Annotated in this window: 23 protein-coding genes and 1 tRNA gene; 15 read left to right on the top strand and 9 right to left on the bottom strand. The window is 61.4% G+C overall.

The window, feature by feature from the left end; translation table 11 throughout:
* The first annotated feature begins 11 nt into the window (after positions 1-11).
* Positions 12-995, top strand: a complete 984-nt coding sequence (gene cysK, locus FEV16_RS11805; protein ID WP_138167827.1) for a cysteine synthase A — start codon at positions 12-14, stop codon at positions 993-995.
* Positions 996-1,024: 29 nt separating this feature from the next.
* Here the strand turns inward: cysK and FEV16_RS11800 are convergent, their stop codons facing one another.
* Together FEV16_RS11800 and FEV16_RS11795 are read right to left on the bottom strand one after the other, a co-directional pair.
* Positions 1,025-1,438, bottom strand: coding sequence for a hypothetical protein (locus tag FEV16_RS11800; RefSeq protein WP_138167826.1), 414 nt, complete (start codon positions 1,436-1,438; stop codon positions 1,025-1,027).
* A 34-nt stretch (positions 1,439-1,472) separates the two neighbouring features.
* Positions 1,473-2,423, bottom strand: coding sequence for an aspartate carbamoyltransferase catalytic subunit (locus tag FEV16_RS11795; protein ID WP_138167825.1), 951 nt, complete (start codon positions 2,421-2,423; stop codon positions 1,473-1,475).
* Positions 2,424-2,669: 246 nt separating this feature from the next.
* On the opposite strand from FEV16_RS11795, the gene nadA reads away from it, so the two are divergent.
* The 5 genes from nadA (at position 2,670) to FEV16_RS11770 (ending at position 7,727) form a co-directional block, all read left to right on the top strand.
* Positions 2,670-3,770, top strand: coding sequence for a quinolinate synthase NadA (gene nadA / locus FEV16_RS11790; protein ID WP_138167824.1), 1,101 nt, complete (start codon positions 2,670-2,672; stop codon positions 3,768-3,770).
* Between the two features lie 39 nt (positions 3,771-3,809).
* Complete coding sequence (locus FEV16_RS11785) at positions 3,810-4,430, top strand: DUF4202 domain-containing protein (protein ID WP_138167823.1); 621 nt, start codon at positions 3,810-3,812, stop codon at positions 4,428-4,430.
* A gap of 7 nt (positions 4,431-4,437) precedes the next feature.
* Positions 4,438-5,982 (top strand): L-aspartate oxidase, encoded by a 1,545-nt coding sequence (locus tag FEV16_RS11780; protein WP_138167822.1) that lies wholly within the window; start codon positions 4,438-4,440, stop codon positions 5,980-5,982.
* Positions 5,979-6,833, top strand: a complete 855-nt coding sequence (nadC, locus tag FEV16_RS11775; protein ID WP_171015217.1) for a carboxylating nicotinate-nucleotide diphosphorylase — start codon at positions 5,979-5,981, stop codon at positions 6,831-6,833. The genes FEV16_RS11780 and nadC overlap by 4 nt, the downstream gene beginning before the upstream one ends.
* Positions 6,834-6,944: 111 nt before the next feature.
* Positions 6,945-7,727 (top strand): class I SAM-dependent methyltransferase, encoded by a 783-nt coding sequence (locus FEV16_RS11770; protein WP_138167821.1) that lies wholly within the window; start codon positions 6,945-6,947, stop codon positions 7,725-7,727.
* Here the strand turns inward: FEV16_RS11770 and FEV16_RS11765 are convergent.
* On the bottom strand, positions 7,724-8,605 hold the full coding sequence (locus tag FEV16_RS11765) for a ChbG/HpnK family deacetylase (RefSeq protein ID WP_138167820.1): 882 nt from the start codon (positions 8,603-8,605) through the stop codon (positions 7,724-7,726). The two genes, FEV16_RS11770 and FEV16_RS11765, sit on opposite strands and share 4 nt — an antisense overlap.
* A 70-nt stretch (positions 8,606-8,675) precedes the next feature.
* Between FEV16_RS11765 and FEV16_RS11760 the strand changes: the two genes are divergently transcribed.
* The 3 genes from FEV16_RS11760 to murJ all read left to right on the top strand — a co-directional run bounded on the left by FEV16_RS11760 (position 8,676) and on the right by murJ (position 11,724).
* Positions 8,676-9,650: a glycosyltransferase family 2 protein gene (locus FEV16_RS11760; RefSeq protein WP_138167819.1), complete on the top strand. Its 975-nt coding sequence runs from the start codon at positions 8,676-8,678 to the stop codon at positions 9,648-9,650.
* A 67-nt stretch (positions 9,651-9,717) separates the two neighbouring features.
* Positions 9,718-10,134, top strand: a complete 417-nt coding sequence (locus FEV16_RS11755; protein WP_138167818.1) for a hypothetical protein — start codon at positions 9,718-9,720, stop codon at positions 10,132-10,134.
* Between the two features lie 39 nt (positions 10,135-10,173).
* Positions 10,174-11,724: a murein biosynthesis integral membrane protein MurJ gene (gene murJ / locus FEV16_RS11750; protein WP_138167817.1), complete on the top strand. Its 1,551-nt coding sequence runs from the start codon at positions 10,174-10,176 to the stop codon at positions 11,722-11,724.
* On the opposite strand, the gene FEV16_RS11745 is transcribed toward murJ, so the two are convergent.
* The 3 genes from FEV16_RS11745 to FEV16_RS11735 all read right to left on the bottom strand — a co-directional run bounded on the left by FEV16_RS11745 (position 11,707) and on the right by FEV16_RS11735 (position 13,992).
* Positions 11,707-12,087, bottom strand: coding sequence for a DUF2267 domain-containing protein (locus FEV16_RS11745; RefSeq protein WP_138167816.1), 381 nt, complete (start codon positions 12,085-12,087; stop codon positions 11,707-11,709). The two genes, murJ and FEV16_RS11745, sit on opposite strands and share 18 nt — an antisense overlap.
* Before the next feature lie 156 nt (positions 12,088-12,243).
* Complete coding sequence (locus FEV16_RS11740; RefSeq protein WP_138167815.1) at positions 12,244-12,675, bottom strand: hypothetical protein; 432 nt, start codon at positions 12,673-12,675, stop codon at positions 12,244-12,246.
* A gap of 84 nt (positions 12,676-12,759) precedes the next feature.
* Complete coding sequence (locus FEV16_RS11735; protein WP_138167814.1) at positions 12,760-13,992, bottom strand: aspartate kinase; 1,233 nt, start codon at positions 13,990-13,992, stop codon at positions 12,760-12,762.
* 136 nt (positions 13,993-14,128) lie between these two features.
* Between FEV16_RS11735 and ubiG the strand changes: the two genes are divergently transcribed.
* Together ubiG and FEV16_RS11725 are read left to right on the top strand one after the other, a co-directional pair.
* A complete protein-coding gene (gene ubiG / locus FEV16_RS11730) occupies positions 14,129-14,899 on the top strand; it encodes a bifunctional 2-polyprenyl-6-hydroxyphenol methylase/3-demethylubiquinol 3-O-methyltransferase UbiG (RefSeq protein ID WP_138167813.1) in 771 nt (256 codons plus the stop codon).
* A gap of 71 nt (positions 14,900-14,970) precedes the next feature.
* Entirely contained in the window at positions 14,971-15,633 is a 663-nt protein-coding gene (locus FEV16_RS11725) for an invasion associated locus B family protein (RefSeq protein ID WP_138167812.1), read from the top strand.
* Here the strand turns inward: FEV16_RS11725 and FEV16_RS11720 are convergent, their stop codons facing one another.
* A complete protein-coding gene (locus tag FEV16_RS11720; RefSeq protein WP_138167811.1) occupies positions 15,634-16,179 on the bottom strand; it encodes a cupin domain-containing protein in 546 nt (181 codons plus the stop codon).
* A 538-nt stretch (positions 16,180-16,717) separates the two neighbouring features.
* On the opposite strand from FEV16_RS11720, the gene FEV16_RS11715 reads away from it, so the two are divergent.
* The 3 genes from FEV16_RS11715 (at position 16,718) to FEV16_RS11705 (ending at position 17,492) form a co-directional block, all read left to right on the top strand.
* Positions 16,718-16,792: transfer RNA gene (locus FEV16_RS11715), tRNA-Gly, on the top strand.
* Between the two features lie 228 nt (positions 16,793-17,020).
* Positions 17,021-17,209 carry a hypothetical protein gene (locus FEV16_RS11710; RefSeq protein ID WP_138167810.1) on the top strand — a complete coding sequence of 63 codons (189 nt, stop codon included), beginning with the start codon at positions 17,021-17,023 and terminating at the stop codon, positions 17,207-17,209.
* 40 nt (positions 17,210-17,249) lie between these two features.
* Entirely contained in the window at positions 17,250-17,492 is a 243-nt protein-coding gene (locus tag FEV16_RS11705; RefSeq protein WP_138167809.1) for a hypothetical protein, read from the top strand.
* A gap of 259 nt (positions 17,493-17,751) precedes the next feature.
* On the opposite strand, the gene FEV16_RS16940 is transcribed toward FEV16_RS11705, so the two are convergent.
* Complete coding sequence (locus FEV16_RS16940) at positions 17,752-17,916, bottom strand: hypothetical protein (protein WP_171015216.1); 165 nt, start codon at positions 17,914-17,916, stop codon at positions 17,752-17,754.
* Positions 17,917-18,371: 455 nt separating this feature from the next.
* Positions 18,372-18,995, bottom strand: a complete 624-nt coding sequence (locus FEV16_RS11700; protein ID WP_138167808.1) for a hypothetical protein — start codon at positions 18,993-18,995, stop codon at positions 18,372-18,374.
* 62 nt (positions 18,996-19,057) lie between these two features.
* Here FEV16_RS11700 and FEV16_RS16935 point away from each other — a divergent pair, with 62 nt between their 5' ends.
* A complete protein-coding gene (locus tag FEV16_RS16935) occupies positions 19,058-19,225 on the top strand; it encodes a hypothetical protein (protein WP_171015215.1) in 168 nt (55 codons plus the stop codon).
* Positions 19,226-19,557 lie beyond the last annotated feature (332 nt).

Raw genomic sequence — 19,557 nt, 5'->3', positions numbered from 1 at the left:
AGGAGCGCGACATGTTGCAGACAGTGCCGAAGTTCACGCCGCCGACGAAACCCGGCCGAGGCCGAATCTACGACTCAATAACCCAAACGATTGGCGATACGCCGCTCGTTCGGCTGGATCGATTGGCGCGGGAGCGCGGCGTAGAAGCGAATCTCCTCGCCAAGCTCGAATTCTTCAATCCAATCGCGAGCGTCAAGGACCGCATCGGCGTCAGCATGATCGAGGCGCTCGAGAAGAGCGGCAGGATTACGCCGGGCAAATCGGTGCTGATTGAACCGACGTCCGGCAACACCGGCATCGCTCTCGCGTTCGTTGCAGCTGCGCGCGGTTACCGACTTATCCTCGTCATGCCGGAGTCGATGTCACTGGAGCGGCGCAAGATGCTGGCGCTGCTCGGCGCCGAGCTCGTCCTCACGCCGGCCTCGCAGGGCATGAAGGGCGCGCTCGCAAAGGCCAATGAACTCGCCGCCGAAAATTCCGACGCGGTCATCCCGCAGCAGTTCGAGAACCCTGCAAACCCGGACATTCACCGCGCGACCACGGCGGAGGAAATCTGGAACGACACGAATGGCGAGGTTGATTATTTCGTTTCGGGCGTTGGGACCGGCGGCACGATTACGGGCGTCGGCCAGGCGCTCAAGGCGCGCCGGCCCGGCTTGCGCGTCGTGGCCGTGGAGCCCGAAGATTCCGCCGTACTTTCCGGACGCCCGCCCGGCCCGCATAAAATTCAAGGGATTGGCGCAGGCTTCGTGCCGCCCATTCTCGATCGAAGCGTCATCGACGAGATCATCACTATCGGCAATCAGACCGCGTTCGAGACCGCACGCATGCTGGCTCGCGTGGAGGGCATTCCGGTCGGCATTTCGTCCGGCGCCGCGGTCGCGGCCGCATTGGAGATCGCCAGCCGTCCTGAAGCGGCCGGCAAAAATATCGTCGTGATCATCCCCTCCTTTGCGGAGCGCTATCTTTCGACAGCGCTCTTTGAGGGACTGTAACAGTCACGGCGCGGGCGCCGGCGCGCGTCTCAGGTTTTGGAAGATCCGTTTCTGTTGCGCTTTTGCGGCGGCTTTGGCGCGGGGTTCGGCTTTGGCGCGGGCGGCGGCGGCGCCTGTGCAATCTTGCGACGATGCAGCGCATGACGCGAATAGGCGCCGACGACATAGCCCACAGCGGCGATAACGATATAGACAATTACTAAGAAGCCGCCCCGCTGATTGGCGGAAGCCGCCCGTTCGAGAAGGGCGATGACTTCGGTCTGGTCGATAAATTTGTCGGCGATCACGCCGCAGATGATGCCGACGATAGGCACGAGCCAGGACGGCAACCGGAAAAAGCCAAGCGCTATCGCTATGACGAATGCGACGAGCCCGAAGACGTGCAAGAACTCGATCAAGATCGACTGAATGATGAGTCCTACAAAGCGGACGAGCTTGATCATTTCACTTCCCTGCTCTCATTGATTTTGGGAAAGCTTACACGTTCGGCAAATGCTGCGCGAGCGCTTCGAGCACCGCCATGCGCACCGCAACGCCCATCTCCACCTGCTCTCGAATGAGAGAGCGCGCGCTGTCGGCCACCGCCGTGTCGATCTCGACGCCGCGGTTCATCGGCCCGGGATGCATCACGAGCGCATCCGGCGCCGCGCAGGCGAGCTTCTCCTCGTCGAGGCCGAAGAAATGGAAATATTCGCGCGCGCTCGGCGTCAGCGCGCCGGCCATGCGCTCGCGCTGAAGGCGCAGCATCATGACGATGTCCACCCCTTCGAGTCCGCGCTTCATGTCGTGGAACACCTCAACGCCCAGCCGCGAGAGTCCGTCGGGCGCAAGCGTCGAAGGTCCGATCACCCGCACGCGGGCTCCCAGCGCGCCAAGGAGCAAAATGTTCGATCGGGCGACGCGCGAATGAAGAATGTCGCCGCAGATCGCGACCGTCAGTCCCTCGATGCGGCCCTTGTTGCGCCTGATCGTCAGGGCGTCGAGAAGCGCCTGAGTGGGATGTTCATGCGCGCCGTCGCCAGCGTTGACCACTGAACAATCGACCTTACGCGCAAGAAGATGGACCGCCCCAGCGTGCGCATGACGGACCACGATAATGTCCGGGCGCATCGCGTTGAGCGTGACCGCCGTGTCGATCAGCGTTTCGCCTTTCGACTCCGAGGAGCGCGCGACCGACATGTTCATCACGTCGGCGCCCAGACGCTTCCCAGCGATCTCAAAGGACGCCTGGGTGCGCGTCGACGGCTCGTAAAAGAGATTGATTTGGGTTCGCCCGCGCAAACTCGAACGCTTTTTGTCGACGCGGCGCGAAACCTCGATCGCCTCCTCGGCCATGTCGAGAAGGGTTTCAATATCGGGACGCGTCAGCCCTTCAATGCCGAGAAGGTGGCGGTGCGGGAAATAAGCTTGCGTCGCCCCTATTTGCATGCGCCGTCTATAGCAGCTTTGACCAACGCCGGAAGCGCGATGTCGCCGGCGCGCGGAAGTTGAGTGATCATCCTCAGAGTCCTTGACATATACTCTAGGCGAGCACATGTCTTGCGCAATGTAGGTTGCGAGATCCTAATCCGCAGCTTAGTCTTGAACGCTTGAGCGCTCCGAGCGGGAACCCCTCTCGGAGATTTTATGGGGGTTACTTATACTCAAGCTGAGTATAAGTAAAAGGTTCCGAGCATGACCCTTCTGACAGCCGACCTGCGCAACGTATCGAGCGGCGCGCGCGAGCTACCCGGGAACGCCCTCGGCGGCGGCCCGAGCGGCCGCTTTCCGGCCCTGCCCCGGCCTGCTCTCGAATGGACGCGGGAAATCCAGGCCGCGACAGCCCATCTTTACGAGCGGGTGGCGAGAGTCATTCCGCCGGTCGAGTGGCCGTTCCACGCGCCTTATGTGAAGGCGATCAACGATCTCAAACATGTGCGCAACGCGACCATCCTTGCGCACAACTACATGACGCCAGAGATCTACCACTGCGTCGCCGACCATATCGGCGACAGCCTGCAACTCGCCAAGCTCGCGGCGAAATCCGACGCCGACATCATCGTTCAAGGCGGCGTGCATTTCATGGCCGAAACCTCGAAGCTGCTTAATCCTGACAAGGTGGTGCTCATGCCCGACCTCAAGGCGGGCTGCTCCCTCGCGGAATCGATTACCGGCGCCGACGTGCGCGCCCTGCGCAGGGAGTGTCCGGGCGTACCGATCGTCGCCTATGTGAACACCTCGGCCGATGTGAAAGCTGAGGTCGACATCTGCTGCACGTCATCAAATGCAGTCAAAGTCGTCGAGAGCCTCGGCGCCGATCGTGTGATCATGGTTCCCGACCGCTATCTGGCGCAAAACGTCGCCGCGCAAACCAAGGTGAAAATTATCGCCTGGCATGGCGCCTGCGAGGTGCATGAGCGCTTCACGGCCGAAGAGATTCAGAACTACCGCGCCGACAATCCGGGCGTGAAGGTCCTCGCCCATCCCGAATGCCCGCGCGAAGTGATTGAAGTTTCCGACTTCGCCGGCTCGACGGCGGCGATGATCGACTATGTCCGGACCAAGAAGCCGGCCCGCGTGTTGCTCGTCACCGAATGTTCGATGGCCGATAATGTCGCGGCCGAGACGCCGGAGACCGAATTCGTGCGGCCCTGCAACTTCTGTCCGCATATGAAGCGCATCACGCTGCCGAAAATCCTCGATAGCCTGCTTTACGTCCGAGAAGAAGTGACGGTCGATCCGGCGGTGGCCGAGCGCGCGCGCCGCAGCGTGCAACGCATGATGGATTTGGGCTAGACTGCGGGCCATCTGGGCCTGACTTGAACAGGGCGGACCATGCCGGCGCTCGATGCGATGATTGCGGCCATCGACGCCGCCAATGCCGACGACCCCCGTCAGATTGATGGCCGGGCCTTCGAGCTGGTCTACGCTGAGCGCATGAGCGCGCGGCTTGTATCGCTCTATCCCGGCGCCTCAGATCTCCTCAAGATTGCGACTCGGGCGCAGCACCTGCGCCGCTGGGAAATCGAACGCGCGAAATATGAGGAAGGACGCCGCGGCTATAACGACTGGCGGCGCGCCTGCCGCATCCATCACGCCAATCTCGTAGCGAACATCATGCGCGCCAATGGTTACGACGATCGGGCGGTCGCGCATGTCGGCGCGCTGATCCGCAAGGAACAGCTCAAGAAAGACCCTGAGTCGCAGGCGCTCGAAAACCTCGCCGCCATCGTCTTTCTTGAGCACTACTTCGACGACTTTCTGGAAAAGCACCGCGATTACGAAGACGACAAGCTCATCGACATTCTCGGCAAGACCTTGTGCAAAATGTCGCCCAAGGGCCATGCGGCGGCTCTTGCTCTTCCTTTCGCCCCACGCGCGCGCGGCCTAGTCGAAGCGGCCCTGGCCCGCGAGGCCGATGCGCTCGCGCGGCTCGCGGCAGTCGCAGTAGATTAGAGAGTCGATGCGCGAGCATTTGCCTCCCATCATTATTGTCGGCGGCGGACTCGCGGGCGTGTTCTGCGCGCTTAAAATGGCGCCGACGCCAGTGGCGATCTTCGCGCCGACGCCGATCGGATACAGTGGCTCATCCTTTTGGGCGCAGGGCGGCATCGCCGCCGCTGTCGAAGAAGGCGACACGCCGGAAAATCACGCGAACGATACGGTTGCGGCCGGCGGCGGCATTGTCGATCGCGACATCGCGCTCACCATGGCGCGAGAAGCGCGCGCGCGCATCGAAGATCTCGCAGCGATGGGGACGCCTTTCGATCGATCGGCGCTCGGCGGCTTCGCGCCGTCGCAAGAGGCGGCGCATTCGCGGCGGCGCATCGTTCGCGTCAAAGGCGACGTCGCCGGGCGCGCGATCATGGACATTCTGGCGAAGGAAGTCGCCAGAACCCCATCGATCCACATCGTCGAAGGCTATTCGGCACAGGAAATCGTCATGCGCGACGGCCGAGCGGTCGGCGTCCACGCTCGCGATAACGACGGCATGATCCATGAGACTCCCTGCGCGGCGCTCATTCTCGCGACGGGCGGCATCGGCCATCTTTATCGGGTCACGACCAATCCGTTGGAGGCGCGCGGAATAGGCGTCGCCATGGCGGCGCGCGCCGGCGCGTTGATCGCCGATGCGGAATTTGTTCAGTTTCACCCGACGGCAATCGATATCGACGCCGACCCGGCGCCGCTTGCGACCGAAGCTCTCCGCGGCGAAGGGGCGACGATCGTGGACCGCAACGGCCGACGCTTCTTGCTCGACATCGATCCGAATGGGGAGCTTGCGCCACGCGACATCGTCGCGCGCGGCGTCTTCGCCAGCATCAAGGCTGGCGATGGCGCCTTTCTCGACGCGCGTTCAGCAATCGGTGCCGAATTCTCGGCGCGCTTTCCAACGGTTTACGGAAGCTGCATGAGCGCCGGCATCGATCCCTCGCGCGAACTCATTCCGATCGCGCCGGCGGCGCATTATCACATGGGCGGCGTTTGGACGGACGCGCGCGGCCGCACGAGCCTCGATGGTCTCTGGGCCGTCGGCGAAGTTGCGTCGACGGGCGTCCATGGCGCAAACCGGCTCGCTTCCAACTCTCTCCTAGAGGCGATCGTTTTCGGCGCCCGCGTCGCAGAGGACGTGCGCGCAACGCCGTTCGCTTCCATCGAATGGCGGCCCCAGGCGGATCGAATCGAGCCGATACCGCGCGATCGCGACTTTGCGGTCATCGAGGAGCTACGCGATCTGATGTCAGCGAATGTCGGCGTCATCCGCAACGGCCCCTCGCTCGCGGTCGCGGTAAAATCGATCCGGCGCATGATGTCGTGGACGAGCGATATCGAGGCGCGGAATATGTTGACGACGGCCTTGTTCGTCGCCGCGACGGCGCTAGAGAGGCGTGAGAGCCGCGGCGCGCATTTCCGCTCGGATTTTCCGCAGGCGGACGTCACGCTTGCGCGACGCTCGCTCAACACGCTCGACGCCGTTCTGCGCGTCGCCGACGAGGTTGAGGCGTGACCTTCGATTTGCCGCCGATATTGATCGAAGAGGCGGTCCGAGCAGCGCTCGCCGAAGATCTTGGCCGCGCCGGCGACGTCACCACGCAGGCGACCATCCCCACGAGCGCGCAGGCTCGTGCGGCCATCGTCGCGCGCGACTCGGGCGTCGTCGCCGGACTTCCCGCGGCGCGCGTCGCCTTCGCCATGATGGGGCCCGAAATCCTCTTTGAAGAACAGGCGAAGGACGGCGACTCCGTTGAACCAGGAACGCAGATCGCCATTGTGTCCGGCTCGGCGCGCGCCATTCTCTCCGCCGAGCGCGTCGCGCTTAATTTTCTTGGCCGGCTGTCGGGCGTCGCCACGCTGACCGCACGCTACGTCAGCGCCGTCGCCGGCGCGTCGGCGCGCATCTGCGACACGCGCAAAACGACGCCATCGCTGCGCGCCTTGGAAAAATACGCGGTGCGCTGCGGCGGCGGCGTTAATCACCGCTTCGGCCTCGACGACGCCGTGCTCATCAAAGACAATCACGTCGCCGTCGTCGGCGGTGTCGTTCCAGCGCTCAGAGCGGCCAAGGCGCATGTCGGCCACCTTGTGAAAGTCGAGATCGAAGTCGACACGCTGGACCAGCTGCGTGAGGTCCTCGACGAAGGCGCCGACGCCGTGCTGCTCGACAATATGACGCTTGACGATCTGCGCAGCGCCGTCACGCTCGTCGCCGGCCGGATGATCTGCGAAGCCTCGGGCGGCGTCACGCTCTCGAACGTCGCCGAGATAGCGAAAACAGGCGTCGATCTCATCTCCGTCGGGGCGCTGACGCACTCCGCCGCCACCTTTGATATCGGTTTAGACATAGAAATCAGTCGATAACTTGTTCCAGCGAAGCTTCGCCCGGGCGCCCCCGCCGGCCGGCTTCCTTGGCGCCGCTCGCGCTGTTATAACCCCCACGCTTTCACAAACCCTCGAGCAACGTCAGGAGCCATGCCTTCGTCCTTCGTTCGCAAGCTGATCAGCCGAGTGCGGCGAAGGCTTTGGAGCTCCCCAATCTCGTCGATGCCGCTGCCGTTACGCCCCGAGGCGTCGCGAGACAGCTCTCTCGCCGCCGAGATCAGCGATTATGAGCGCACTGTCGGCTTTGCCCACAGCGCGGGCTCGATGCCGTTGCGCACCTTGCTGCGCATTGAGCGGCTGCTGACCGGAACGTCGATTTTTTCGGCCGAAACCGGTTGCGGCAAGTCAACGATCTTTTTCTCCCGCATCGCCGAACGGCATAAGGTTTTCTGCTATGACGATCGCGGCCAGGAGGCTTCGAGCGTCGACTATTTCATGAACTGTTCCGCGACCCGGCGGGATCGCCTCGAACTTGTCTTTGGTCCGACTCAGCTCACGCTGCCGCGCTACGAGGGCCATGTTCCTTATGATCTCGTCCTGATCGACGGCCCACACGGTTTTCCATTCCCGGAACTCGAATATTACTACTTCTATCCGCACCTGAAGACCGATGGGCTGCTGATCATCGACGACATCCATATCCCAACCATCAGCCGGCTCGCCGACTTCCTCAGCGAGGACCGTATGTTCGAGAAGGTCGAATTCGTCGGCTCGACGGCCATTTTCCGCCGTACCGACGCGCCGGTCTTTGATCCGTTGGGCGACGGTTGGTGGCTGCAGGATTTCAATCGTCGGCGCGCGTCGTTCCTCAAAGACATCTATCTGCAGGACGGGAAGCGCCGGGCCCCGATCTCATTTGAGAAAATCTACTAAGCTGACGCTTGCGCGACGACGGGCGTTCCATTCGACTGCGACAAGCGTCCCAATCGCAGGCCGCGCTTCTCCAACATTGCCGGCAGCTTGGACGAAAGCAGAAAGGCGAGCTCCTGCTCGCGCGTGATGGTCACCGTATCGAGCTTTCGCAGGTCCTCGTCGACATGTCCGGGATGGCACATGATGAGGTGTCTGCTGCCCGGCGCTCGTAAGTAGCTCTGAAAGGCTTTCGCGTAATCGAAGCTCGGATGAAAATCCGAAAATCCCGCGAAACCGTCATTTACGTCAAAGCCACGGTAGCGCGCCTCCCGTCTGAAGCCGCTCGCAAGTGAGACGGCGGCGAGCGCCTTTCGAGCGTTGGCGCCCCGGGTAAGAATGCGATGCAAGACATCTCCAGCGTCGCGCACCCAGGTCCGGCCCTTAAGATTTCGAGCGGACATGGCGTCGAGCAGCGCCGTTCTTATGCCGGGGAGGACATGAATATGCTGATGTCCGTCGACATGGTCGGGCGGGCGATCCATCACCGCTTCGAATCTGTCGAACTGCCGATCAATCTCTTGGCGAATTTCGTCAAGCGGCAGCTCCTTCTTGAAGGCCATCCGGATGACTTGCGGGAGCGGGGGAAATTCTCCGTTCGGCGCAAATTTCGGCATCGAGGAGAGAGGCCGTCCTAGGGTCAGATTGAAATGCAGGCCGATGTCCGCGTCTCGCCCCCGGCGAACCAGCTCCAAGCCCATGGCCGGCCAACGGGGCCCATTTACGAGCGCCGAAACTGCTGTAATCCTTCCCGCATCGAGCGCTTCCAGAATGCCGGCGCTGACCCCATAGGACAGGCCGTAATCATCCGCGCATAACGCAACAATCTGGTCTTTACCCATCGGCCCGCTTCCTCCGCCGCTCGGCAATTATCCCTATGCTACTCCAATAAATATTGGTTTAAACCGCTTCATGAACAGTCCCGACATATCGCTCGTGATCCCCATTTTTAACGAAGCGGCGAATCTTCGGCCGCTGGCGGCCCGAATCGGGTCCGCCCTCGACGTCTGCGACGTCTCCTATGAGGCGGTCTTCGTCGACGACGGCTCTAGCGACGAGAGCCTGGACATCTTGCGAGACCTCTGCGCTGAGGAGCCACGCTTTCGCGCCCTGTCGCTTTCGCGCAATTTCGGCAAAGAGGTTGCAATCGCCGCCGGGCTCGACCACGCCAAAGGACGCGCGGTCGTGATCCTGGACGCCGATCTCCAGCACCCGCCGGAAGCGATTGCAAAATTCATCGAGAAGTGGCGTGAAGGCTACAAGAATGTCTACGGCCAGCGCATCGACCGCGCCACCGATCCTAAGCTGCGCGTCGCGCTCACCCGCCTCTTTTACCGTTTGCTGGAGAATTTCGGCGACGTGCGGCTGCCGCCCGGCGCCGGCGACTTTCGCCTCCTCGATCGGCAGGCGGTCGACGCGCTGCTGACGATGCGCGAGCGGGCGCGCTTCAATAAGGGCCTCTTCGCTTGGATCGGCTTCAAATCGATCGGCGTGCCTTTCGAAGTTGAGGAACGGGCCACCGGAAAGTCGAAATTCAATTTCTCGAGGCTGGCGCGTTTCGCGCTCGACGGGCTGATGTCCTTCTCCTCAATTCCACTCAAGGTTTGGACCTATGTCGGAATGGGCATATCGGCCTTCGCCCTCGCCATGGCGGTATATTATTGGGCGCGCACCATGCTCTTTGGCGTCGACACGCCGGGCTTTCCCACGCTGGTGGTGTCGATCGCCTTTTTCTCCGGCGTTCAGCTGATTTCTCTTGGCGTGCTCGGCGAGTATGTCGCGCGCATCTTTAATGAGGTAAAGGGAAGGCCGCTTTATCTCGTCGCAGAAAGATTGGGCGGTGAGGAAACCAGCGCTAGAGAGGTTAATAATACTTTAAAAACATGAAGATACAAACGCTTATTCAACCGTTACATTCACTGCTCGCCGCAACTAATAGACGAGGCGCAAATTAATGAACCTGGACGCCGGCCGTCCGCCATTGCGCGGCAAAAACCTCATCATCGCCGCGGCGCTGATCGCGCTCTTTGCCGCCTTCGGCGTGCGCATCTGGCGTTTCGCGGCGGCCCCCGGCGTGCCGACCCTGCTCGAAGGATTGCCGGAGTCAAAGACGGAAACCGATCAGCAGGTTTTCCAGTCACGGCTTACCGAACGCTTCCATGTGGGATCGACCGAGGTCGACGATCTTATCGACGAATTGCGCGACGATGGCTTTATGGTCGACGCCGAGAAGGACATCGCGACCTATGAGCGCGGCGCGAACATCTCGGATAAATGTCGCCGCAGCGCCAATATTCGCTGGTCGCGGGGAGAAGGCGACGAACTCGCCGCGATAACCGGCGGATATACCCTCCGCTGCCCTGAGCACTGAAGAGCGCAGGCTTAACGGAATCCTGCTAGGACGATTGCGATGATTCGCAATCTGCTCTCGGTTGGGGGCTTCACCCTGCTTTCGCGCGTGACGGGATTTCTGTCGCTCGCGATGCAATCGGCGATCATGGGCGCTGGCGCCGTGTCCGACGCCTTCTTCATCGCCCAGCGATTGCCGAACAGTTTTCGCGCGATCTTCGGCGAAGGGGCGTTCAACGCCGCCTTCGTTCCTTCCTATTCGATGGCGATCGAGCAGGAGGGCGACGCGGCCGCCGAGGAATTCGCCGGCGAAGTTTACACGTTACTCCTTGCCTCACAGATCATATTGCTGGCGATCGTCTGGGTCCTCACGCCGCAATTCGTTTCGTTGTTGGCTCCAGGCCTCGATGACCGTCCGGAAAAATTCGCGCTGGCCGTCAATCTGACGCGCATCACCTTTCCCTATCTGCTCTTCATCACGCTTTTTGTCCTGCATATGGGCGCGCTGAACGCGCACGGCCGGTTCGCGCTTCCAGCCTTCGCGCCAAATCTAATGAATCTTACGGTGATGGCGGCGCTCGCCGTCGCTTTTCTTTTTCCAAACGCCGGATATGCCGCGAGTTGGGGAATTACGGTCTCCGGCGTTCTCGAACTCGGATTGTTGATGTGGCAAGCGCGGCGCATCGGCGTTCTTCAGCGCCTGCGGAAGCCGCATTGGCCGCGCGTGCGCGATTTCTTCATCCGCCTTGGGCCGGCGATCATCGGCTCGGCAAGTCCGCAGATCGCCGTGCTCGCCGACACGATCCTTTCATCGATGCTTCCCGACGGCGGAGTGTCATCGATCTCCTATGCAGAGCGGCTCTATCAGCTTCCCGTCGGCGTGATCGGCATCGCCGCAGGCACTGTGCTGCTGCCGGAAATGAGCCGACGCCTTGCCGCGGGCGACGAAGCGGGCGCGCTTCACGCGCAGAGCCGAACAATGGCGCTCACCGTCGCGCTCGCCGCGCCATTCTTCATCGCCTTCGACACGATTCCGGAGCTGATCGTCGCAGGGCTCTTCCAGCGCGGCAAATTTTCAGCCGCAGACGCCTACGCGGCGGGCGACGTGCTCGCCGCCTATGGCGCCGGTCTGATGGCGCTCGTGCTGATCGCCTCGGCGCGCGCAAGTTTTCAGGCGCGCGGCGACACCAGAACGCCAATGCTCATCGCGCTAGCCGCCCTCGCGGCAAATGTCGCGTTGAAAATCGTTTTGTTTCGGCCGCTCGGCGCCGTCGGGCTCGCGACAGCGACGTCGGTCGGACTGTGGATCAACCTCGCCGCGCTCGTCGGAATCGCACTCGCTCAGCAATGGATGCGTTTTGACGCCATTTTCGTAAAGACGCTCGGCGCGACATTTGTCGCCTGCGCCTTTCTATCCGCTGTCGCGATCTTCGGCCGTTCGTCGGCGCTGGCGCTCGGCGCCAATTTCGGCGTTCTCGCCAATCTCGTCGCGCTGACGGCGCTCGCGACCGTTGGCGCGTTCGTCTACGCCGGCGCGCTCATCGGCGCGCTGCACGCCGGCGGCGTAACAATTCGCAGCCTTAGGCAGCGTGCGTCAAACGAACTGAGCTAAGCCAGGGATCGAATCAACAATCTCTCGCAGCTTTTCTGGGCCCAGTTTAGCTTCGGCATAGCCGAAAATCTCATGGCCCAGCGCCGGGATTTGGCTCATTTCGATTCCGGCGCCGTTGAGCTTGGCGCCAAGCCCCATCAGTCCGCCCATGCCGCCCATCAATCCGCTGAGGCCGCTGCCGCCGCCGGCGGATTCGGCAGACGCGATCGCCTCCTGTGCGCCGGGAAGCGTGTCGAGAAATTCGGCGACGGCGCCATCGGGCGACTCTTTTTGAAGGAAGCCCAGGACGAGGCCAATCGCGGTTCTGGCGACCTCCGCGTCAACGCCAAGGGCCACAGAGACGCGCGCCACCAGTTCATCCATATCGGGCCTCCCACACTTCCTAAGTCGGAAAACGCGAGGACTGTCGCCGCGACGGGGATGAAAATCAAGGCCGCTCCGCTCGCGCTTTCGCACGAGGTAGGTTGGATTTGGCGGGACGGCTGACGCGCGCTTACCGCGCGCGCCATCTCCGGAACCTTACGCTGATCGGCGAAGATCGGTCCGCGTGCCAGTTCGCTCGCGCAAGGCAGGCAGGATGCTTCGGATCTTCTCGACCCCATCGGCTCCAAGGATCGTTTCGGCGCAATTTAGAACTTGGCGCACCAAAGCGTCGGTTTGAACTTCGCTGATCCCCAGTTTTTCGAGCTGTCCAGCGAGAATGTTCACATCGGCGCGGCCACGACCGAAAAGACTCGTCATGCCTTCTATGGTCTGAGTGACGCCGCCGTCGCCGACAAACTGCGCCGTGTCGACGGCCTCTTGGGCGCTCGGCATCTTGGCGATCATGACCTGCATATTGCCGGTCTTATCCTTGTCGCGAAGAAAACGAAGCACGAGCCCAATCGCCGCCTTGGCGACGTTCGGATCGAGCTTCGTCTCGGCGATGACGTTTTTGGTGAGATCTTCCATTGGACGTCCTCCCCCGCAAACACTGCGGTTGCGGGAGAGATGTCGCGGCGACGCTAGGCTTCAAGCGTGGCTATATGAGGCATGCTATGCGGCGTCGAGGCCGTAAAGCGAGTGCAGCGTCCGAACGGCGAGTTCGGTGTAGGCCTCGTCGATCAGCACGGAAAATTTGATCTCCGACGTGGTGATTGCGCGGATGTTGACGCCCTTCTCCGAGAGTGCGCGGAACGCCTGAGCGGCGACGCCGGCATGGCTGCGCATGCCGATCCCGATCGCCGAAATCTTGGCCACGTCCTTTTCGCCGGTCATGTGCGCGAAACCGACCGCATCCTTGACCTTTTCAATGATCGCAAAGGCGCGCTCATAATCGGCTGTGCCAACTGTGAAGGTCATGTCGGTCATTCCCTCCTCAGAGACGACCTGCACGATCATGTCGACGTTGATCCCCGCCTCAGCCAGCGGCATGAACACCGCGGCCGCGACGCCCGGCTTGTCCGCGACGCGCCGAAGCGTGATTTGCGCCTCGTCGCGCGAGAAGGCGATGCCTGTGACGACTTGGGCTTCCACGATGTCCTCCTCGTTGCAGATCAACGTCCCCTGCCCCGGATTTTCCGGGTCGTCGAACGACGAGCGCACATAAGTCGCGACGCCGTGCACCATAGCGACCTCGACTGAGCGCACCTGCAAAACCTTTGCGCCGAGCGACGCCATCTCCAGCATCTCTTCGAAGGAGATTTTGTCCATCCGGTGCGCCTTCGGCACAACGCGGGGATCAGTGGTGTAGACGCCATCGACGTCCGTGTAGATGTCGCAGCGGTTGGCCCTGATCGCCGCGGCCAGCGCGACGGCGCTGGTGTCGGAGCCGCCGCGGCCGAGCGTCGTGATCCGTCCGCTGTTCTTGTGCACGCCCTGAAAGCCCGCAACGACGGCGATTTCTCCGCGGCCGAAACCGTCAACGATGCCCGAGCCGTCGATCGATTCGATGCGCGCCGCACCATGCGCGGCATTGGTGTAGATCGGCGCTTGCCAGCCGAGCCAAGAACGGGCGGGCATGCCCGCCTTCTGCAAGGCGATGGCGAGAAGTCCGGCCGTCACCTGCTCCCCGGAGGCGACGACGGTGTCATATTCGCTCTGATCGTAAAGCGGCGCCGCCTCTTTGCACCAAGCGACGAGTTCGTTGGTCTTGCCGGCCATCGCAGAGACGACGACCGCGACCTCATGCCCGGCGTCGACCTCGCGTTTCACGTGGCGCGCGACATTATGGATGCGATCGACAGTGGCGACCGACGTGCCGCCGAATTTCATGACCAAGCGTGACATGAGGACCGGGAAATGGGCGAGACGCTCGCGTCCCGCAGAAAGCGGCGCTATATGTGTCCGCGCCGGCGGGCCTGTCAACGGCGACGCTCGCCTCCAAGATTTACCCAATTTATCCGCATATTCGCGAGGCCTCCTCTTGCCCGAACGCTCCACTCCTCATTCCGCCAGCGTCGACCCGGAGGATGTCGCGCGCTTCAACCGGTTGGCCGAGCTTTGGTGGGACAAGAACGGCAAGATGGGGATCCTCCACGAGATCAACCCCGTCCGCGTGGACTACATCCGCGACCACGTCCGCCGGTTCATCCGGCATGACGCCGGAGCCTTGAATGCGCCCGGACACCGTCCTCTTGAGGGCGTGCGCATCGCCGACATCGGCTGCGGCGGCGGCATATTGAGCGAGTCGCTGGCGCAGCTCGGGGCGCGCGTGACCGGCGTTGATCCTGCGCCAAACAACATCGCCATTGCAAAAAAGCACGCCGAGAAGTCCGGCCTCGATATCGACTACCGCAATATCACCGCCGAAGACCTCGCCGCGGCCGGCGAGCAGTTCGACGCCGTGGCCGCCCTCGAAGTCATCGAGCATGTCGAAGGGCCGCGGGAATTCATCGCCATGCTGGGGCGGCTGCTGAAACCCGGCGGGCTCCTCTTCCTGGCGACCATAGACCGGACGATGAAGAGCTATCTGCTGGCGATCGTCGCCGCCGAATATGTGCTCGGCTGGGTGCCGAAGGGCACGCACAATCATGACAAATTCATTCGCCCCGACGAACTCTCGTCGTGGGTGCGTCAAGGCGGCATGCGGGAAATTGACCGAGCTGGAATGAGCTTGCAGCCGCTGACGAAAACCTGGCGCAAAAGCCATGACACCGACGTCAATTATCTGATGGCCGCGAAGAAAGAGGGCTGATCTTGCGCCGCGTTTGGGGCCTCGCTTCAGGCTCTTGTTCGCGCCATGAGGCGACAGTAGACTCTGAGCCTATGCCAATAGACTCCCTTCCGCGCTTCCGCGTTTTCCTTTCGCTCGCCGCAACCCTGGTCCTAGCCTTCGCTTTTGGCGTAGCCGAAGCGAAACCTAAGGCGGAGACCAAACCGAAGGCCGAAGAAGCTCCGGCTGAAGACGCCGGCTCGAAAGCCGCTAGTAAGCGCAAACCGGCCAAGAACGAAAAAGCCGAGAAGCCGGCGGCCGACAAGGGATCCGACAAGCCGGAGCAGATCGGCAGCTTCGGAGAATGGGGCGCCTACGCCGCTCAGAGCGGGCGCAATAGAACCTGCTATGCGCTCGGGCAACCGAAGGAGCGCACCCCGAAATCCAAGCTCAAAGACTCCTCCGCCTATATCTTCATCTCGACGCGGCCCGCCGAGAATATTCACAACGAGGTCGCAATCAGTCTTGGCTATCCGACGAAAGACGGTTCGGCCGCAATGGCCGACATCGACGGCGACAGTTACGAATTGATCACCAAAGGAACGAACGCCTGGGTGAAAGATCAGACTCGTGAGCGGGAATTCGTGGGCGCGCTGCGTGGCGGCTCCAAGCTCATCGTGAAGGCTTCTTCGTCCAAGGGCACAAGCACGACCGACAGCTACTCTCTCAAAGGATTGTCGGAAGCGCTCGCCCGCGCCGTGCAGGAATGCAAATAGCTACCGCGGCACAGGCGCGGTCGGAACCTCTCTGACCGAAGCCGCAATGGCGCGGATCTCGGGCGCCACGCCAGGATATTGCGTCGCTAGTTGATCCAGATCGCCGATCTCGACATCCTGCGGCGTGACGCCCGGCCACTCAGTGCTCGCGCCAAAAAACCAGCGTCCGCTCCCTAAGAGCCGCGCCGTGTGAAAAGTGTCGCCGGGAATGAGCAGCTGAACGCGGTGGCCGGCGCGTAGATCGGGTCCGACGACGATGCGCTCGGTCGAGCCGTCGTTATGCAGCATGAACAGCTCCAGCGGATCGCCCAGGTAATAATGATAGAGCTGATCGTTGCGAATTCGGTGCAGCCGCACCGGCGCGTGCGGCGTCACAAGAAAATAGAGCGCCGAACCCACTGGCCCGCTGCGTGCGAAGGGCGCCGGCAGCGCGTCGGCGGCGAAGGAGAGCTTGCTCGTATAAGTGATGCGGACAAATCCGCATGTCGCGTTCGGCTCAAGCGCGAGCAGATCGATGATGTCTTGATAGCTCAGCGCGTCGGACATGGCGGGCGGCTCCTGGATCCATCCAGTATAAATCTAATGATACCAAGTATTTGACCATAGAAAATACAGCTTGTGGTCCTTGTTCTTGGCTCCCGCCTCCGCAGACTGCGCGTTAGCCACGGCAGCGCCCCCTGTTGGCTGTCTTGGCGGACGGCGACGGCGCTCATCGCTGCATCGTCCGTCGCCGTCCCTGTCCCTCCGGCGAACACCGGACAACAGAAAGATGGAGAGGCAAATGGCCGTTAATGTTCACGGAGGCGCGGAAGTCGGCAGGATCCTCGCGTATCTTATTGGCTTCGCCGCATTTGTTGTCCTCGCTCTTACCTGGGTCCCGCATTGGATATCGCCAGATAGCGCAAACATCACCGGAAACACCGGCGGCACAGCGCGCATGATCCAATGACGCAGCGACGCTCCGGGAGTCCGTCCCTTCTGTAGCGTCGACTTCAGGCGCGCCGCGCCTGTTGCAAAGCAAATTCGTTTCCGGCATAACGACGCCCGCGACGGTTCGGCGACACGCTTTGCCGGCGCGACGGATGCGGGTGTAGCTCAGGGGTAGAGCACAACCTTGCCAAGGTTGGGGTCGAGGGTTCGAATCCCTTCGCCCGCTCCAAAAAATCAAATACTTAGCTAAAAAATCAATGGAAGCCGGAAGGCTTCGGAAGCGAATCGGAAGCCGGCGAAAGCCGGCCGCCGCTATCCTGTCCGCGATGCGCTACCCTGCCTCTCCGACCATCGCCGACTTCGCGCCGAGCGCGTCGTCAAGTGCGGTCTATCCCTGCGGCTCAGCTTGCCTCCGTCCGATCGTTGAGAATAAAAGCCCCGACGACCACGGGGTGTCATGAAAAAACAAGAATGTAACGAATGGCGGAGCGCTCTCGACCGCGAGGTTCAAGAACAGTCTGCCGCTGCGCTGGAAAATGTCGGCACAGAGCTGCAATTTAAGCTTGCCAAGATCGTCGGCGAGCCCCTGCCAGCTGAGGTCCACGACCTATTGAACGCGTTGGAAAAAAAGCTCGACCGCGATTGACCCCTGAGCTTAGCGCCTTCGCTGTAGCCTTGTCGGGTACGTGCGTCGCCAGCTTCCCGTCTTTGACGCGCTGGAAAACCTCCGGCGCCTTGCGCTTCACTTTGGCCGCCGCTTCGACGCGGCGCTGCGCCACGTTCATCATCTTGGCGGCTTGAGGCGTAGAAACTTTTTCAGCCCGCAATATTGCGGACTGATCGGAACGACGATCACCGCCATTCATGATATTCGCGATCTCTGCCGCAGCGGCCGCGCGCTGATCTTCGTTGAGATGACGCCGCGCTAGATTCTTGCTGACGACAAAAGCGAGCGCCGCTTCGTCGTCGCCTTCATACGTGACGATCTTCGCGCTGAGAGCGCCAGCGCCAAACGAAAAGCCCGGTCGTTTCCGGCCGGGCTTCGAAGTTCAAGGGCGGTGCCAGCCCATAGGGCCAACGGCCTGCGGCTCAACTAGGCGCGAACACACCTAGGTCAATCGCGGTGCTTTGCCGCTGACGGCGCTCCCTAGCAGACGCCGAGCCAAGCCCTGCGTCGGCTCGTATTGATTAGAAGAAGAGGCCGAGGCAGCCGCCCGCAAGGCCGCCGACGACAGCAGCGGCGAGTGTGTTGGCAAAGCCGCCAAGAGCAAAACTCGCAAGGGCGCCGATAACAACAGCGCCGATTCCAGCGAAGATGTAGACGTTCGATGTGATTTCGAGTTCTTTAGCCATGACCGCCTCCCTTTTGTTTCTCGCACAAGTCTTTGTCTTCAGACATTTTTCTATCACCCATAAGTGGTGACGTGCGTCATTTCGGCGCGGCCGAAGGTTAGCATAAGAAGGGATGCTGTCCAGCGGGATGAGGCCCCATTACGAGGCGAGCCGGATGAATGGCGCGGCCCACGGTTCGCCGCCATTCTCCGGGATGAGGATCACTTCCGTCTGGACGCTTGCGGCGACGTGCCTAATCGACGTTTGGTCCACTTGCGTTTAGAGATTTTCGTATGACCCGCGCTCCGATCGCCCCTCCCATTGCTAACGCAGTGATCGCGTCCGTCGTGGTCGCCGTGATTTTGGGCGGCGCCATGCTGCTGCTTCAGCACTGACGTCTCGCCGCCTTGCCCTCGGTTCATGGCCGCGGGCCTTTTTTCAGCTTCGCGCCTGGGGCATCCGGTTAACTATCAGTTTCAGGGATCGTCGCTAAGCAGACTCGTGCTTGAATTACGCATCGATGTGATTCCATCGAATGGATCTGAGCCCAGTCCGGAGTCAGGAAATCGACCTCTGGCGGCGGGGTGGATGAGATCTGCAATTTTTCTCACATCATCGCGCGCTAGAAGCGCTTTTTCGTGACTGACGAGTGTTTCTAGGTGCGTCGGGGAAAATATTTCCGGTTCTTGACCATCAGTGAATTTGGTTTCCTCTTTTGCCCTGTGTGTTTTCGGATGCGTCATTTTATTGCGCAAATCCTTCAGTGCCTCGATCGTGGAGTACGGACACTTCGACTTCTCTGGGGGGTCGATCTCACAGCGCTCACATATCGCTTTGAGTTTCTTGTAGAGGTCGTTTCCGAATTCGTGTTTTTCGTTTTTCCATAGGTCCGGAGCGATCTTCTCTCCGACGAAATTCAAATAGCCTTCAATGCTGTGGAACGCGAAGACCATCGCTACAAGGTCGTCATAGAGAGCACCCCGACGTTTCTTTTCCGCTCGTCGGAGCTGCCGGTTAACTACAGACCAAGCCGCTTTATGCAGATATTCCTCGCTCTCAGATCTCTCGATAAACTGCCTGGGGTGACGGCGACGTTCCATGCTCGCCTCCGCGCGCGCAAGTATGGGTTTGAGGTTGTGGACCTTAGCGGGGAGCCGCTGGCATGACGAGTTACGACGGCCTCCGCCGCCTCGCTTGGGCGGTGCTTGCGGAGGGCCTACTGCGGGCCGCCGAGGGCGCTAACGCCTGCCGTTTTCTCGCCCTTGCGGAGTCGCTTTTGCGGGCGAGCAAACGGCCAGGCGCGATTGCATTCGTGCGGTCGCGCACGTAGATTCACAACAAGCCGACGGCCCCCCGCCGTCGCACTTAACGCCCCGACGCCGGATGTAAGCGGGGGGCGTTTTGGCTTCGTCGGGAAGGCGGGCGAGCTAGCTTAGGCGGCGTTCAATCCGATACGATCACGTCGCGGACAACGTTCTTCGCTAGCGCGCGATGCAGTTAGAGCGGCAATCGTGACGGAGCAAAGGGCAAAACAATGAGTAAGTGTGTCTATTGCGGGTCAATCGCTTTTGGCTCTGGGTGTCCGAATAGCCCGAACAAGCGCCATCAACATGCAACAGATTCTCGACATTGCGAGTATTGCAACTCAATGGCCTACGGTCA

The organism is Methylocystis sp. B8 (assembly GCF_005771425.1).
Lineage (GTDB): Bacteria > Pseudomonadota > Alphaproteobacteria > Rhizobiales > Beijerinckiaceae > Methylocystis.
The sequence above is the reverse complement of the archived record's forward strand: the minus strand, read 5'-3'. Positions and strand labels throughout refer to the sequence as shown.

What these genes read in the sequence shown, in the direction of transcription:
- FEV16_RS11725 (WP_138167812.1), top strand. Translation starts at nt 14,971, where the DNA reads ATGCCAATAGACTCCCTTCCGCGCTTCCGCGTTTTCCTTTCGCTCGCC.
- FEV16_RS11735 (WP_138167814.1), bottom strand. Translation starts at nt 13,992, where the DNA reads ATGTCACGCTTGGTCATGAAATTCGGCGGCACGTCGGTCGCCACTGTC.
- FEV16_RS11780 (WP_138167822.1), top strand. Translation starts at nt 4,438, where the DNA reads ATGCGCGAGCATTTGCCTCCCATCATTATTGTCGGCGGCGGACTCGCG.
- FEV16_RS16940 (WP_171015216.1), bottom strand. Translation starts at nt 17,916, where the DNA reads ATGGCTAAAGAACTCGAAATCACATCGAACGTCTACATCTTCGCTGGA.
- FEV16_RS11745 (WP_138167816.1), bottom strand. Translation starts at nt 12,087, where the DNA reads ATGGATGAACTGGTGGCGCGCGTCTCTGTGGCCCTTGGCGTTGACGCG.
- FEV16_RS11800 (WP_138167826.1), bottom strand. Translation starts at nt 1,438, where the DNA reads ATGATCAAGCTCGTCCGCTTTGTAGGACTCATCATTCAGTCGATCTTG.
- FEV16_RS11720 (WP_138167811.1), bottom strand. Translation starts at nt 16,179, where the DNA reads ATGTCCGACGCGCTGAGCTATCAAGACATCATCGATCTGCTCGCGCTT.
- FEV16_RS11785 (WP_138167823.1), top strand. Translation starts at nt 3,810, where the DNA reads ATGCCGGCGCTCGATGCGATGATTGCGGCCATCGACGCCGCCAATGCC.
- FEV16_RS11740 (WP_138167815.1), bottom strand. Translation starts at nt 12,675, where the DNA reads ATGGAAGATCTCACCAAAAACGTCATCGCCGAGACGAAGCTCGATCCG.
- murJ (WP_138167817.1), top strand. Translation starts at nt 10,174, where the DNA reads ATGATTCGCAATCTGCTCTCGGTTGGGGGCTTCACCCTGCTTTCGCGC.
- nadA (WP_138167824.1), top strand. Translation starts at nt 2,670, where the DNA reads ATGACCCTTCTGACAGCCGACCTGCGCAACGTATCGAGCGGCGCGCGC.
- FEV16_RS11755 (WP_138167818.1), top strand. Translation starts at nt 9,718, where the DNA reads ATGAACCTGGACGCCGGCCGTCCGCCATTGCGCGGCAAAAACCTCATC.
- cysK (WP_138167827.1), top strand. Translation starts at nt 12, where the DNA reads ATGTTGCAGACAGTGCCGAAGTTCACGCCGCCGACGAAACCCGGCCGA.
- FEV16_RS11760 (WP_138167819.1), top strand. Translation starts at nt 8,676, where the DNA reads ATGAACAGTCCCGACATATCGCTCGTGATCCCCATTTTTAACGAAGCG.
- FEV16_RS11795 (WP_138167825.1), bottom strand. Translation starts at nt 2,423, where the DNA reads ATGCAAATAGGGGCGACGCAAGCTTATTTCCCGCACCGCCACCTTCTC.
- FEV16_RS16935 (WP_171015215.1), top strand. Translation starts at nt 19,058, where the DNA reads ATGACGAGTTACGACGGCCTCCGCCGCCTCGCTTGGGCGGTGCTTGCG.
- FEV16_RS11765 (WP_138167820.1), bottom strand. Translation starts at nt 8,605, where the DNA reads ATGGGTAAAGACCAGATTGTTGCGTTATGCGCGGATGATTACGGCCTG.
- FEV16_RS11770 (WP_138167821.1), top strand. Translation starts at nt 6,945, where the DNA reads ATGCCTTCGTCCTTCGTTCGCAAGCTGATCAGCCGAGTGCGGCGAAGG.
- FEV16_RS11710 (WP_138167810.1), top strand. Translation starts at nt 17,021, where the DNA reads ATGAAAAAACAAGAATGTAACGAATGGCGGAGCGCTCTCGACCGCGAG.
- FEV16_RS11700 (WP_138167808.1), bottom strand. Translation starts at nt 18,995, where the DNA reads ATGGAACGTCGCCGTCACCCCAGGCAGTTTATCGAGAGATCTGAGAGC.